Annotated in this window: 12 protein-coding genes; 2 read left to right on the top strand and 10 right to left on the bottom strand. The window is 65.0% G+C overall.

The annotated features are described in order from the left end of the window. Positions 1–711: 711 nt before the first annotated feature. Positions 712–1419 carry a response regulator gene (locus ACO48X_RS08845; RefSeq protein WP_485001723.1) on the bottom strand — a complete coding sequence of 236 codons (708 nt, stop codon included), beginning with the start codon at positions 1417–1419 and terminating at the stop codon, positions 712–714. 18 nt (positions 1420–1437) lie between these two features. Then, positions 1438–2727, bottom strand: coding sequence for a sensor histidine kinase (locus ACO48X_RS08850; RefSeq protein ID WP_485001724.1), 1290 nt, complete (start codon positions 2725–2727; stop codon positions 1438–1440). 466 nt (positions 2728–3193) lie between these two features. Between ACO48X_RS08850 and ACO48X_RS08855 the strand changes: the two genes are divergently transcribed. Then, the gene (locus tag ACO48X_RS08855) at positions 3194–4864 is read left to right on the top strand and encodes a heavy metal translocating P-type ATPase (RefSeq protein WP_485001725.1); all 1671 of its coding nucleotides are present in this window, start codon (positions 3194–3196) and stop codon (positions 4862–4864) included. A 157-nt stretch (positions 4865–5021) separates the two neighbouring features. Here ACO48X_RS08855 and ACO48X_RS08860 read toward each other — a convergent pair whose 3' ends face one another. Further along, positions 5022–6110 carry an ornithine cyclodeaminase gene (locus ACO48X_RS08860; protein WP_485001726.1) on the bottom strand — a complete coding sequence of 363 codons (1089 nt, stop codon included), beginning with the start codon at positions 6108–6110 and terminating at the stop codon, positions 5022–5024. Positions 6111–6243: 133 nt separating this feature from the next. Between ACO48X_RS08860 and ACO48X_RS08865 the strand changes: the two genes are divergently transcribed. Beyond that, positions 6244–6672, top strand: coding sequence for an Lrp/AsnC family transcriptional regulator (locus ACO48X_RS08865; protein ID WP_485001727.1), 429 nt, complete (start codon positions 6244–6246; stop codon positions 6670–6672). A gap of 328 nt (positions 6673–7000) precedes the next feature. Here ACO48X_RS08865 and ACO48X_RS08870 read toward each other — a convergent pair whose 3' ends face one another. From ACO48X_RS08870 to ACO48X_RS08900, 7 genes are all read right to left on the bottom strand, one after another. Then, positions 7001–7243 carry a hypothetical protein gene (locus ACO48X_RS08870; protein WP_485001728.1) on the bottom strand — a complete coding sequence of 81 codons (243 nt, stop codon included), beginning with the start codon at positions 7241–7243 and terminating at the stop codon, positions 7001–7003. A gap of 35 nt (positions 7244–7278) precedes the next feature. After that, positions 7279–7731 carry a methyltransferase family protein gene (locus ACO48X_RS08875; protein WP_485001729.1) on the bottom strand — a complete coding sequence of 151 codons (453 nt, stop codon included), beginning with the start codon at positions 7729–7731 and terminating at the stop codon, positions 7279–7281. 31 nt (positions 7732–7762) lie between these two features. Next, positions 7763–8566: an arginase family protein gene (locus ACO48X_RS08880; protein ID WP_485001730.1), complete on the bottom strand. Its 804-nt coding sequence runs from the start codon at positions 8564–8566 to the stop codon at positions 7763–7765. An 83-nt stretch (positions 8567–8649) separates the two neighbouring features. Continuing rightward, complete coding sequence (locus ACO48X_RS08885) at positions 8650–9381, bottom strand: alpha/beta hydrolase family protein (protein WP_485001731.1); 732 nt, start codon at positions 9379–9381, stop codon at positions 8650–8652. Between the two features lie 301 nt (positions 9382–9682). After that, positions 9683–10702: a ketopantoate reductase family protein gene (locus ACO48X_RS08890; RefSeq protein WP_485001732.1), complete on the bottom strand. Its 1020-nt coding sequence runs from the start codon at positions 10700–10702 to the stop codon at positions 9683–9685. 135 nt (positions 10703–10837) lie between these two features. After that, positions 10838–11434 (bottom strand): NAD(P)H-dependent oxidoreductase, encoded by a 597-nt coding sequence (locus ACO48X_RS08895; RefSeq protein WP_485001733.1) that lies wholly within the window; start codon positions 11432–11434, stop codon positions 10838–10840. 110 nt (positions 11435–11544) lie between these two features. Continuing rightward, positions 11545–12307 (bottom strand): type I glutamate--ammonia ligase (locus tag ACO48X_RS08900; RefSeq protein ID WP_485001734.1); only part of this gene is annotated, 763 nt, incomplete at its 5' end.

Here is a 12307-nt window from a genome sequence, read left to right on the forward strand (position 1 = left end):
CCGCTTCGGTTTGCAAAGGGCTGCCCGACGATTTGAGAAACCCGGCCTCGCTTCGGGGAGCACGGCTTCCAGTTCGAGCGGCACAGCCCTCCGAGTAGAAGGGACCGGCTCCCAAGCAGACATGTCGGGGCCCGGGCGTCACGCTCGCCCGGGCCCCAAGGTGCGCTGCGGGTGTCACGCATCACCCTGAGCGCAATGGCGGCATCGAGACCTAGTCAATCGACTGCCACCGGCAAGGACGAAAATAACTCTCGGCTTCCCGCACCGAGGTGCAGTCGGCCAAGGACTCGGGCATAAAGCTCCGAATCGATTACCTGGTCTATTCAGCTATTCTCGTCGCGACGATCGTTGTATCGCGGCGCTAGAACCACGAGCGCCATACTCGTCTGTATTCGGTCCCGCACATGATTCTCCAGCTCCTAGTCCATGGCATGGTGCAGAAGAACTCAGGTTGGGAAGCGCCGCCTTTTGCGAGCAGTTCGCTCTGAGCGGCCCCGACGTGTGCATTCGTTGCCGCGTAGGATTCGCCTCCAAACGGCAGAAGCGATGCCGTAAAGGCGATTGACGCCGCAGCGGCGATGCCCAAAGTCTTCATCCGTATTACCTCCTATACGTGATGTCTATAAGCTTACTCAGCCGGAGAGCCTTCGGCTTCCCCCAAAAGTAGGAAAAAACGAAAAGCCTGCCAAAACCCGACTTTTGCCCGTCTTTTCAATGCCGGACAAGCCCCAGCTCGTAGGCGCGCACAACCACCTTAAGCCTGCTGTTGACCTCGAGCTTGGCCATAATCGAGGAGATGTGCGTCTTGACCGTCGATTCTTGGACGTACAGCTGCGCGGCTATCTCCGAGTTGGAATGCGCCTGGCACAAGAGCCTGAGAACGTCCATTTCCCGCTTGGAGAACTGGACGTTGACCCCCGAGTCGGGAGGCAAGGGCACCAGGTAGTTCTTCACCAAGCGCGACGTCGGCCCGGGAGAGACGACTGTTCCGCCGGAGGACACTTCTCTGATGCTCTTGACGATGTCTTCCGGAGACGTGTTCTTCAAAAGGAAGGCGCCGGCCCCGGCTTGAAGGCCGGAGAGCATCGCTTCGTCGTCGTCGAAAGTGGTGAGCAGAAGGATCTTCGTGTCGGGATAGAGGGCCTTGACCTGCTCGCTGGCGGTGATGCCGTCCATGAGAGGCATGCGGACGTCCGTCACGAGGATGTCGGGATTGAGCCTGCCGACAAGCCTAACGGCCTCCATGCCGTTCTCCCCCATGCCGACGATCTCTATGTCTTCGGCGGTTTCCAGATAGGTCGCGACGTTTTTGCGAACCTCTTCGTCGTCGTCGACGACGACCACCCTGATGACCTTCTTGCGATCCGCGCCGACCCCGCCGTTGCGGGCGCCTCGCGCCAATCGTTCAGATTCTTTCATGTTCGTCTCTCCTGGCTTTCAGCCATGCAGGGGGATGGATACGCGAACGATCCACCGGTCGGAAACTTGTGAGACTCGAATCATCCCGCCAAGAGCCTCTACGCGCTCTTGTTGGCCGGCCAATCCGAAATGTTTGACTTTCGCATCCGATCGGTCGGCGGGAAAGCCGCTTAGCGCGTCCAGCCCGTCGCCGGGCGAAGGCACAATGTTGATGAATATGGCGTCTACGGCGTAAGCGCCGACTTCCACCATGATCGTCACGGGGCCGCGACGGTCGGCATGCTTGACGATGTTCGAGCACGCTTCCGTGACTATGCGCGAAAAGGTCGCCGCCACGACCTCGGGAAGCCTCGAGACGTCTCCGTCGACGGCAGCCTGGACCTTTAGACCGGCTGCCCTCACCTTCCCTATCTGTTCGTAGATCGCCTCAGCCGGAGGCTTGTCCCGAATCGTGAAGCGGGTGGCCACGTCGGCCTCGAACGCTGCGTCAAGGCTGTCCGTGGCGCGCAAAAGCTCGAGCATATGCCTCAGATCGGCCGTTGCGGCGCGCCCGGTCCGCGCGATGAACTCGAGATCCTCGGCAAGCCGGGGGTCCACTTCCTTGCGAAGTTTGGCTGCCTCGGCTCTCATGACGACCATCGTGGCCGAATAGACGGCGGTGTCGTGAAGCTCCCGCGCGATGGCTCGGCGCTGGGCGGCCAGCTCGGCCCGCCGTCTCTCTTCGAGTTTGACGTTCGCCAGGCGCTGGCGCAGCAGGAGCTCGCCGATGAGCACGAAAATCATCTCGAACGCCAGCCACACGAGGGTCCCTTTGACAAGTTCCTCTTGATCCGCCGCGCTTGTCGCGTTCACGGCGACGACGGACGCCAGATACCAAGGCGTGGCGACAAAGATGACCGCGCGCCGCCCAGACCAGATGACCATCGAGGTGACGAGGAACATGGACATCGACGACAACGAGATCGTTATGTCGGGCGTCAGCCAGACCATCGCGAACGCGACGGCTTCGACGCAGGCGCCGGCAACCGGATACCTGCCGGACAAGGCGACCGCAACGCACGCCGTCACCGCGACGGCGGCATTGGGCCAGGATTCCAACGTCCGGGGGGCCAGAAAGAGGGTGAGAACAAGCAGGGTCGCCCCGAGGGACAGCCCCACAAAAGCGCGAAGCCGATCGCGCGAACGCTGAGCGTCTTCGGCGACGTCGTCGGCCGCCCCAGCCGCACCGTCGCCCGCGACTCGCACAGCGGAACCGGAGTGGGAGCGTTTCGGTGAGATACGCTCGACCACTTCTGCGGCCCGTTCCATATGCACTCCTCCACAGCGCTACTACCGTGCACGTCACGCTTGCCCCAACGCGACGCGTTCTACGGAATAACCAGTTTACCGGCATAGTAACCGTTTGAATACCCCGCAAAGCTTCGAACATCTGTGTGTATACACGGTATTCCAAAAGTTCTGCAGACAACGATGCAACCACAGTGGTACATTAGTAGGGCTCGACGCACCCGAGTACATGCAGAAGCATTCCAAACATCAAACGGAAACACATATGCATTCCAACATTGATCAAAATCCAGCTTCGAGAGATTTACTGGCAAAAATCGATCCTCGGGACGCCCTTCGCACACTCTTTGTTGCACTTTGCGCAGTCCTGCTGGCCCTGGGCGTGACCCAACCTACGAAAGACTTCCCTGCGGCGGCCGTCGCGGGCCTTATCGCAGGCTGTTTTCCGATCGCAGTCGAAGCCTGGGGCGATATCCGACACGCCAGGATGAGCATGGAGCTGTCGATGCTCATTGCGATCGTCGCCGCGGCGGCCATCGGCGAGTGGCTCACGGCCTTGGTCGTCACCGCTTTCGTTCTGGCCGCCGAAATTCTCGAAGACCTGTCCGTGGAGCGAGGGCACGACGCTTTGACCGATCTCATGGCCTTCCTCCCGCAGACGGTGCGCATACGCGAAGGCGAGAGCGCCGTTTCCGTCCCTCTGGCCGACGTCGAGCCCGGGAACGTCGTCATCGTCAGCCCCGGCGGGCGCATCCCCGTGGACGGCGTCGTGACGGCCGGCGAATCCTCCGTCGACCAATCGCGTATTACGGGCGAGCCGCTCCCGGCGGACGTGGGAAGCAGGGACGCCGTTTTCGCCGGATCGATCAATCTGGTCGGCGCGCTGGAAGTTCGCGCCGAGCGGGTGGGAGGGGAATCCTCGTATGGCAAAATCGTCGAAGCGATCAGGCAGGCGCAGTCTTCACGGGCCCCGGTCGTCAGGCTCGCCGACCGATTCGCCGCCTACCTCGTCTACATCGCGCTCGCCGCTGCGGCAGCGACCTATGTCGCGACCTCGAACTGGACGACGACTATCTCCGTGGTCGTTGTGGCGGGGGCGTGCGGAATCGCCGCCGGAACTCCCCTCGCCGTTCTCGCCGCGATCGCAAGGGCGGCACACAGCGGGGCGTTCGTCAAAGACGGCGCGCACCTCGAGGCGCTCTCCGAAGTCGAAACCGTGGTCTTCGACAAGACGGGGACGCTGACGTCGGGAGCCCCCGTCGTTCAGCGCATCGACGCTGTCCCCGGAATCGACGAAGAAGAACTGCTGTTTCTGCTGGCGACGGCGGAATCCTATTCGGAGCACCCGCTGGCCAAGGCCGTGGTCGAGCATCTCCGCGAGCGCGGGACGGCCGCAGGAGCGCCCGACTCCTTCGAGTACCGCCCAGGCATGGGAGTCGTCGCACGAGTCGGAGGGCGCACCGTCGTCGCCGGCAACTCGTCGCTTGTGACGGACGCCCCCGATTCCGGCGACGTCGAGGGCTCCCCCATTCATGTGAGCGTGGACGGCGCGTACAGCGCAACCGCAATCTTGGCCGACGCCGTTCGGCCCGGCGCGGCGGGCGCGGTCGCCGAACTGAAACGCATGGGGCTGCAGGTCGCCATGGTGACCGGCGACGGGGAGGGCGCCGCGCGGGCCGTCGGCGTCCGGCTCGGCATCGACGACTGCCGAGCCGAGCTTCTTCCCGAGCAGAAAACGGCCTTCGTCGATTCGTTAAGGGCCGCGGGGCGCAAGGTGGCGATGGTCGGCGACGGCGTCAACGACGCGCCGTCGCTCGCCCGGGCCGACGTCGGCATCGCCATGGGCAGCGGGACCGACGTCGCCCGAGACAGCGCGGACGTCGTGCTCGTCGCCTCCGATCCGGCGGACCTTGTCTCGACCGTGCGCGTCGCCCGGCGTGCGCGGGCGATCGTGACGTTCAACTTCGTCGGCACCGTCGCGGTCGATCTCGTCGGAATGGCGCTGGCTGCGGCGGGCATCCTCACGCCGGTGCTCGCCGCGATCGTGCACGTGGGAAGCGAGACGGCCTTCATCCTGAACTCCGCACGGCTCATTCCCCGGAAAACGGTGCGAAGGCGTGAGCGCCGCGGAAAACGATCGGGCGGCGCCGAGGCTTAAACGATCGGGCGGCGTCGAGGCTTAGAGGGATTCGAGACGTGCTCGCACCGAGAGATTCAAGCCGAGGGATTCAAGCAGCGCGGGGCTCGAAGGCCTGCGCCGCAGACAAGGCTCGCCTCGGCGCCGAACCCCGGACGGGCCGGCGCCGAGACAGGCGCTACGCCGGAGTGACCTCGCGGATGCGTCTGTGCGAGGATGCGCCGGCAAATTGGGATGCAGGGATCCGATCGGCGACCTCCTCGCCGATGAGCCCGAAGAGGTCCTTGGGATCCTCGGGATCGGCTATGAGGTCGATCTCCTCGTAGAATCCCGTGTCCTCAACGGCTTTCTCCAGGTAGCACAGCGCGGTGAAGTCCTCGATGGCAAAGCCGACGGAGTCGAAGATCGTCACTTGGTCGGCGCCGGTGCGGCCCTCCTTGAGGCCGGCGACGACCTGCCAGATCTCGGTGACGGGGTAATCCTCAGGCTTGGCCTGGATCTCGCCCTCGATGCGCGTCTGCTCGGGATATTCCACAAACACCGGCCCAAGGTCGAGGATGCGGTGGTCCAGCTCCGTCTTGCCGGGGCAATCGCCTCCGATCCCGTTGATGTGCACGCCGGGCCGTACGTCTTCGAGGGAAAGCACAGTGGCGTTGCGCTTGTCCGCTGTGCACGTCGTGATGACGTCGGCGTCGGCCGCCGCCTCGGCGGCCGAGTCGGCGATGTGCACGTCAATGCCCAGAGGAGCGAGGTTGCGGGCGAGCTTCTCGCTCGCTGCGCGATCGACGTCGAACACGGAGACCTTGCCCAAGCCGCGGACGATCTTCACCGCGAGCGTCTGAAACTCCGACTGCGAACCGGCGCCGACAAGCCCGAGGTTGCAGGGCCCCTCGGGAGCGAGGTGTTTGGTGGCCAGGCCGGACATCGCGGCGGTGCGCAGCGCCGTGAGGATCGTCATCTCGGACTGGAAGCGGGGGTAGCCGTTGTGGACGTCGGCCAGCACGCCGAAAGCCGTGACGGTCTGATACCCGCGTGCGGGATTGGAGGGGTGCCCGTTGACAAACTTGAATCCGTAGGTTGCGCCGTCGGCGGTCGGCATGAGCTCAATGACGCCGTCCTTGGAATGGGAGGCGACGCGGGGCCGCAGCTCGAACTCCGGCCACCGGCGGAAATCCGCTTCCAGCGCATCGATCATTCCGGCAATCGCCGCTTCAGGCCCGACGGATGCCAGCCACCGACGGATGTTGTTGACGCTTACGAACCGCATACGTTCCCCCTTTTCTGTAAAGTGTCCAGTTCTGTCAACTGTATGAGAAGGCGATATGGCGTGGCAACAACGTAAATGCACAATTTTAGGGCATTTGCGCGACACATTGACCACAGCGGTTTAGCATTCTGCTATGGCCAACTTGGATTCCCTCGATCACGCGCTCCTTTCCGCCCTCCGCGTGGACGGGCGCGCCCCCGTCGCCGAGCTAGCTCGCGCCCTCGGCGTCACTCGCACGACGATCACCCGCCGCATCGACGCCCTAACCGAGGCGGGCGTCATCCTCGGCTTCACGGTTCGGGTGGCCGAGCGCGCCGACGCGGCCATCCGGGCCATCTCCCACCTCGCAATCGAGGGCCCGTACGTCGAGGAGACGATTAGGATGCTGCGAGGGCTTCCCGAAGTGACGGCGCTGCACGCGACAAACGGCGAATGGGACCTCATAGCCGAGATCACGGTGACAAAGCTCGCCGACGTCGACGTCGTCCTCTCCGCCATTCGCAACTCCCCGGGCGTTCACCGCTCCGAGACGAGCATCCTCCTCAGATCGGTGCTCATGTGACAGATCGGCGTTCGTTCCTTTGGGGCTCGGAGGCGGCGCTCTCCGTTCTCGCCGCCCGGACGTCTAGACGGCTGTGGGCATAGACGAGAACCCTTGTCCCATTAGTTGAACATTCGATAAAATCGCCGCAACCGAACGGACACTCGAAAGGATCCGCGGCGGGAACGCCTTATACGGTCGTGCGTCAAACGTCGATAGCCGCTTCCGCGGCACGCATCTTTCCTTGCATCGAAGACTTTCGGGCGTGGCGGGCATGGTCGCCCTGGAGGCAGCTCGACCCCGGCATTCAGGAGGAATACAGCGACCCGAGCTTCGGCGTCGGCGCGCGCTACAAGTGGTCGGGGAACTCCGCCGGCGCACTCGCGACGGCTTGTGCAATCGGCGTCGATCCGTCCCCGAAGGGGATGACCTTGCCGATGCTCGCAGGCTCCGCGAGGACGGCCGCCGTCACCGCGGCGACGTTCCCGCGGGAGGCGTAGAGGCTGTCGCCTTGGCGATTCTGACGTCGCACGTCCATTTTTCCGCTCGGCTCCTCCAGCGTGAGGGTCCCCGGGCCGACGCAGTCAAGCATGCGCCTGGCCGGCCGACGCCTTCAGCCGTGTTCGTTCAGCGCGGACGCCCCAGCCATCGGGGAACGCTCTTCGCGTATTCCTCGTACTCCTTTGGAAAGGCGCGTCGCAAAGCCGCTTCTTCCGCGGGAACCTGCAGCAGGCCGACGAGCAGCGCGAAACAGGCGGCGGGCAGCCAGGCCCACGGGCCGCGCAGAACGGCGTGGGCGGCGAGGATCGCCGCCACCATTGCCACGTACATGGGATTGCGCGTGAGACGGTACACGCCGTCGCGCACGAGGGCGCGAGGGCGTTCGACGTCGACCGGGTTGGCCGAAACTCCTGCTCGGTAGAAGCGCATCGACGAGCCAAACAGAAGCGCCAGCCCCGCGAGCGCAATCGGCAGCGACAAGCCCCACTGCCACCACCGCGGACCGCCGGGAGACGCAGGCGCCAAAGCCTGCGCGACCAGGCCGCCGGACATGAGGAACATCGGGGGAATTCTGAGCATTGCGGCGCCGCTCTCTCAATGGCAGCGCCGGCTATCCCAGCAGGGGCGCCAGCGCGTCCAGCAGCGAGACGAAATCTTCGTCGCCCGTATCGGACTCGAACTCGCCGATTTCCAAACCCACCACTTCGCCCTCGGCGAGCGCCTCGGCGACCTCCCGCAGTTCAGCGAGCGTCAGGCCTCCCGGAACCCGATACTCCGTCGGCACGGCGCCCGGCTCCAGCACGTCGCAGTCGATGTGGACGTATACCGGGCGGCCTTTCACCGCGGAGGCGACTCGCCGCGCAAGGTCGGGGCCCGGCAGCACTTCGGTCAGCCCGCTCGAATCGATCGTCCCGCGTTCGGGCGGATCGACGTCGCGCACGCCCACAAGAATCGCCTTGTCCGCTGCGAGGCCGGATCCCAGGCCGGAGTCCCACAGGCCGAGCGGCCCGGAAAGCGCGAGCCCTCCCAAGTAGTCGCTCGTCGTGCTCTCGGGCGTGTTGACGTCGGCGTGGGCGTCAAACCAGACGACGACGGCGTCGGGCCTGTGGGCGGCGACGACCGGAAGGGTCGCGAGCGCCACCGCGCAGCGTCCCATGACGCTGACAGGCCGCGCTCCCTGCCCGAAGACGCTTTCATAGCGGCGGCTCATGGCGACCAGGTCGGCTCGCGCCAGCTTCAGCTCGACGTCCCACGGCTGAGCCGCGGCGGGGCGACGGGAGCCTATCGCGTAGGCGAAGGTCCCCAAGCGCACGCTCAGCGCGCCGGCCAGCAAATGGGAGGCTATCATCGCTCGGTCGTTGCGGTCCCCGGCTCGGCCCGCGTAATGCGTCAGCGCAATGCTGTGCGTGCCCATGGCGACTCCTCTGGACGAAGAAAACTCACCTACAAGCCTACTGACGCCGTCCCCGTCGGAAAAGGCCCAAGGCCCTTGCGGCTCTAACCTTTCTCATCCGGGCAGGGAGCGTCGGAGACGCTTTGGCCCCCGAGCATTCTTCGGAGCATGCCCGCCCCCGAACGGATGGAATCGTTGTGGTCTTTGCCGCGAACGCACACGCGGCTTGCGCGTTTCATTCCGATGCCGCGGTACGTGCGCAGCGCCGCGGCAGATTCGCCGACGGCGTCGAACGAACCGTCCGATCCCCCTTTGCCCGGAGAGTCTTGGGAGCCGACAAGCCACACCATTGTGAACTTGCTTTTCAGCCCCGCGCCGGGCTGGGGCGAGAAATCGCTCTCTGGGTCGAAGCTCCCTCCGCCGACCATCAGCGCGCCGCCCCCAGTGAACAGGTCGCTGTTTTCCGCCATGAGGAAGTTGGTTATCTCCTCGGCGCCTCCCGAGAATCCGGCGAGCCAGACATTGTCCCTGCCGACGCCGTGCCGTTTGTAGACTTCGAGGATGAACGCCCGAAGCCAGGCGGTCGAGTTTTCGTCGCGCCACCATGTTTTCGTCGACTTGTCAGGAGTGACCGGCGCAACCAGCAGCAGGTCGCGCTGACGCGCGACCTGTCTAAAGGACTCGAGGACGTATGCGCTGTCCCCGCGGGCAAACTCGGGATAGCCGTCTCCATGGAGGTAGAAGAGCACGCCCTTCGGCTTCTTTCCATCTAGATGGTCGGCGTAGACGACGTACTGGCTCGTCTTCCCTTGGAAGGTGAACGTCCGCTGCGGCAATGCCGTTTTGACGGCGAGCCGCCCGGCGGCGGGCGAAGCGGCCGCGGGTGGGGAGACAGACGGAGAGCGGCGAGAAGGCGAAACAGAGGGAGCGGGGACGGACGAGGCGGAAGAAGCGCCCGGAACGGAGGGAAAACACCCGCTCAAGCCCAAGGTCAAGGAGGCTGTTGCGAAAAGAAGGCGCCGCATGGTCGTTGCTCCCGATGGTCTCGCTCATGTGCATGACACATCGCAAGCTACCAGCCGCGGGCACGATTGCGACAGGTGAGAAGTCACCAAGTTCGCTCTCCGCCCCTTTGACTCATTGCTCCGCGAATGCGCCGCCCTCCGCAAAGGCGACGATCGTCGGTTTGTATTCCAAGACGTGCGGAACCGGCACGCCGCGGCGCGCGGCCGCATCCACCACGTCCCAATACCCTGCTATCCACTCCTCGATTCCGTGGCGCATATGGCGTTCGACCATCGTGCGCACGTCGGCCCGGCCAAGAACGCGTCGGAGCAACGCGGCGGACAACGGCGCCGGAACGGCGGTGAGCCGCCCGAGCATCGAACCTCGGGGATTCGCGCCGTCGGCTCTGGCCGTCGAAACGCCCTCTCGCAAGGCAAGCATTGCCTTTTTCATCTCCGCACGGTCCTCCAGCAGGCCGTCGAGCCCTCCCGCGCGAAGGATCGGACCGACCGTCATGGCCTGTTGGAGCCCGTGAAGCTTGAGCCATCCGGCCATGTCCTTCTGAGCCTTGACATGCAGTCCGGCCGCCTCGAATGCCTCGCGCAGACGGCGATCCCGGCTGTCGTCTCCGGCCTCGAGCACAGTGCCCCGCGGGAAAACAGTCGCCTCGATCGTGCGGCCGTCTCGGCCCCCGCCGACCTGGCCCGGGAAACCCAAAGAATACTGCTCGGGCCTCAGGAGGCCGTCGGCCTGCGAGGGAAGGTCCCAATGGTTGAGCATGAAGACGACGTGGCCGGACCGGGCCAGCGCCCGCACGGTTTCCATGGATTTTGCGAGCCGACGCCGATCGGTCGTCACCAGAGCGACGTCGCACCTGACCTCCTCAGGGTCTGAGGCAATCCGCGGACGGTAGGAAAACTCGCCCCCTGCCGAAGCTTCGCGCTTCCCGGCCTCGACGCCCTTGAGCTCGCGGCGGTCAATGGCCTTGCGGCGATCAGCGGCCTTGCGACGATCGGCGATGCGGAGGGTGAAGGGCTCGCGATACCACCCGCTGCGCTCGGGGCGCACAACATGGGTCACGCCGTGGCATTTAGACAGAAGCCAGCCGTAAGTCAGGCCGATCGTTCCCGACCCGACGATCGCTATGTCCAATCCGACCTCCTGCGATTCGAATCCGACCCCGCGATTTCCACCCGGGCAAGAAACCCGCCGATCAGACGGGCCGAGCGGGCCGGCCACTGGATTCCCATGCCGCAAGGCCGCCTGCGCGGCGCCGCTGGCACCGGATCAATCCGCGTGCAGCTCGATTCCTTCGCCGTCCATCTTCTCGTTCAGCGCGGCCAAGCGCTTTTCGGGGTCGAGCAGCGGATCGAGAATATGCTCGGCCAGTCTCTCCGCCGAGTCTTCGACGTCAGTTGGCGTCGCCTGGACCGCGCCGTTGAAGATGAAGGCGGGCAGGAACTTCAGATGGACCAGGTTCGCCGTCTGCTGCAGCGGCTTCATGAGCTCGCTCATCGAGAAGCTGTTGTACCCGCCGGCGCGATACGACTCCGCCGGGCCGCCCGTCGAAATGGCCGAGACCCACTCGCGCCCTTCGAGCGCCCTTCCTTTCGGCCCGTAGGCCCAGTTGTAGGTGAGCACCTGGTCGAGCCACTGCTTCATGAGCGGCGGGGTCGAGTACCAGTAGAAGGGATGCTGGAACACGATCCTTTCGTGCGCGAGCAGGGCCTCCTGCTCCGCGGCGACGTCGATCTTGCCGTCGGGATACAACTCGTAGATCTTGCGGACGGTGACCTCGGGCTCGCCCTCGAGGCGTCCGACCCACGCCTTGTTGACGGTGGAAGCCGAGAGATTGGGATGGAAGACGTTGACCAGGACTTTCATTTTTTCTCCTCAATGCCGCGGCGGCCGAAGGGCCGTCCGACCGTTTGCGCGGAACGGTTTCGACGCGGCGGCGCGCCCTGTTTGCGCGTCGGCTGCGCCGCCTCCCAACTCTACCCCACGTGGAAATAGCGCTTGACCAAGTCTTCGACCCGTACCCGCTTCTCCGCGATGTCCTCGCGAAGAGTCTCGTCTCCCAAGCCAATGAGCTTCTGAGCCCAGGAGTCGATGAGCCCCGAAGGGAAAACGCCGTGCTCCTCGTAAGCCGAGCGTTGGGCGAGCAGACGCCGGGCGGCCTCGGCGCACGACGTCGGAAGCTGTTCGAGCTCGGCCATCTGCGAGGCGTCCCCGCTGACGTGTCTCAAATTCGCGTAGTCGAGCATTGCGGGATCGGTCAGTCCGACCCGGGCGGCCACCGTCACGCCGGCAAGCAGCAGGTGGACGTTCGCCGAGCCGTCGGGCGAGCGAAGCTCCACGGTCTGCGAGTCGTTCGGAAGCGCGCCCGCCGGCCCCTCCTGGGGGTTGGCGTCGCGGAACATGCGGTCATCGAGGTTCTGCCATCCCAGCGGCACCCGCACGAGCACCGACCGATTGCGGTCGCCCCAGCAGATGGCCGTGGGGGCCTCTTGGCGGGGGACGAGGCGCAGGAACGAGGTCGGCACCGTGTTGCCGAAGGCCGTGAGCGACGCCGCATGGAGGAGGTAGCCGCCGATGACCTTGCGGGCGGCGTCGGTGAGCCCCGCGCCCTCCGAAAACTGGTTGACGCCGTCCTTCATCAGCCGCGTGTGGAAGTGCATCCCGGAGCCGGCCTGCCCCACCGCGATCTTAGGCGAAAAGGAAACTTCGATTCCGTGGGAATGGGCCACTTCGCGCACC

This window comes from Peptidiphaga sp., from assembly GCF_057238965.1.

Excerpts from the sequence above, each read along its gene's own strand:
- ACO48X_RS08845 (WP_485001723.1), bottom strand. The coding sequence starts at position 1,419 with ATGAAAGAATCTGAACGATTGGCGCGAGGCGCCCGCAACGGCGGGGTC.
- ACO48X_RS08850 (WP_485001724.1), bottom strand. The coding sequence starts at position 2,727 with ATGGAACGGGCCGCAGAAGTGGTCGAGCGTATCTCACCGAAACGCTCC.
- ACO48X_RS08855 (WP_485001725.1), top strand. The coding sequence starts at position 3,194 with ATGAGCATGGAGCTGTCGATGCTCATTGCGATCGTCGCCGCGGCGGCC.
- ACO48X_RS08860 (WP_485001726.1), bottom strand. The coding sequence starts at position 6,110 with ATGCGGTTCGTAAGCGTCAACAACATCCGTCGGTGGCTGGCATCCGTC.
- ACO48X_RS08865 (WP_485001727.1), top strand. The coding sequence starts at position 6,244 with ATGGCCAACTTGGATTCCCTCGATCACGCGCTCCTTTCCGCCCTCCGC.
- ACO48X_RS08870 (WP_485001728.1), bottom strand. The coding sequence starts at position 7,243 with ATGCTTGACTGCGTCGGCCCGGGGACCCTCACGCTGGAGGAGCCGAGC.
- ACO48X_RS08875 (WP_485001729.1), bottom strand. The coding sequence starts at position 7,731 with ATGCTCAGAATTCCCCCGATGTTCCTCATGTCCGGCGGCCTGGTCGCG.
- ACO48X_RS08880 (WP_485001730.1), bottom strand. The coding sequence starts at position 8,566 with ATGGGCACGCACAGCATTGCGCTGACGCATTACGCGGGCCGAGCCGGG.
- ACO48X_RS08895 (WP_485001733.1), bottom strand. The coding sequence starts at position 11,434 with ATGAAAGTCCTGGTCAACGTCTTCCATCCCAATCTCTCGGCTTCCACC.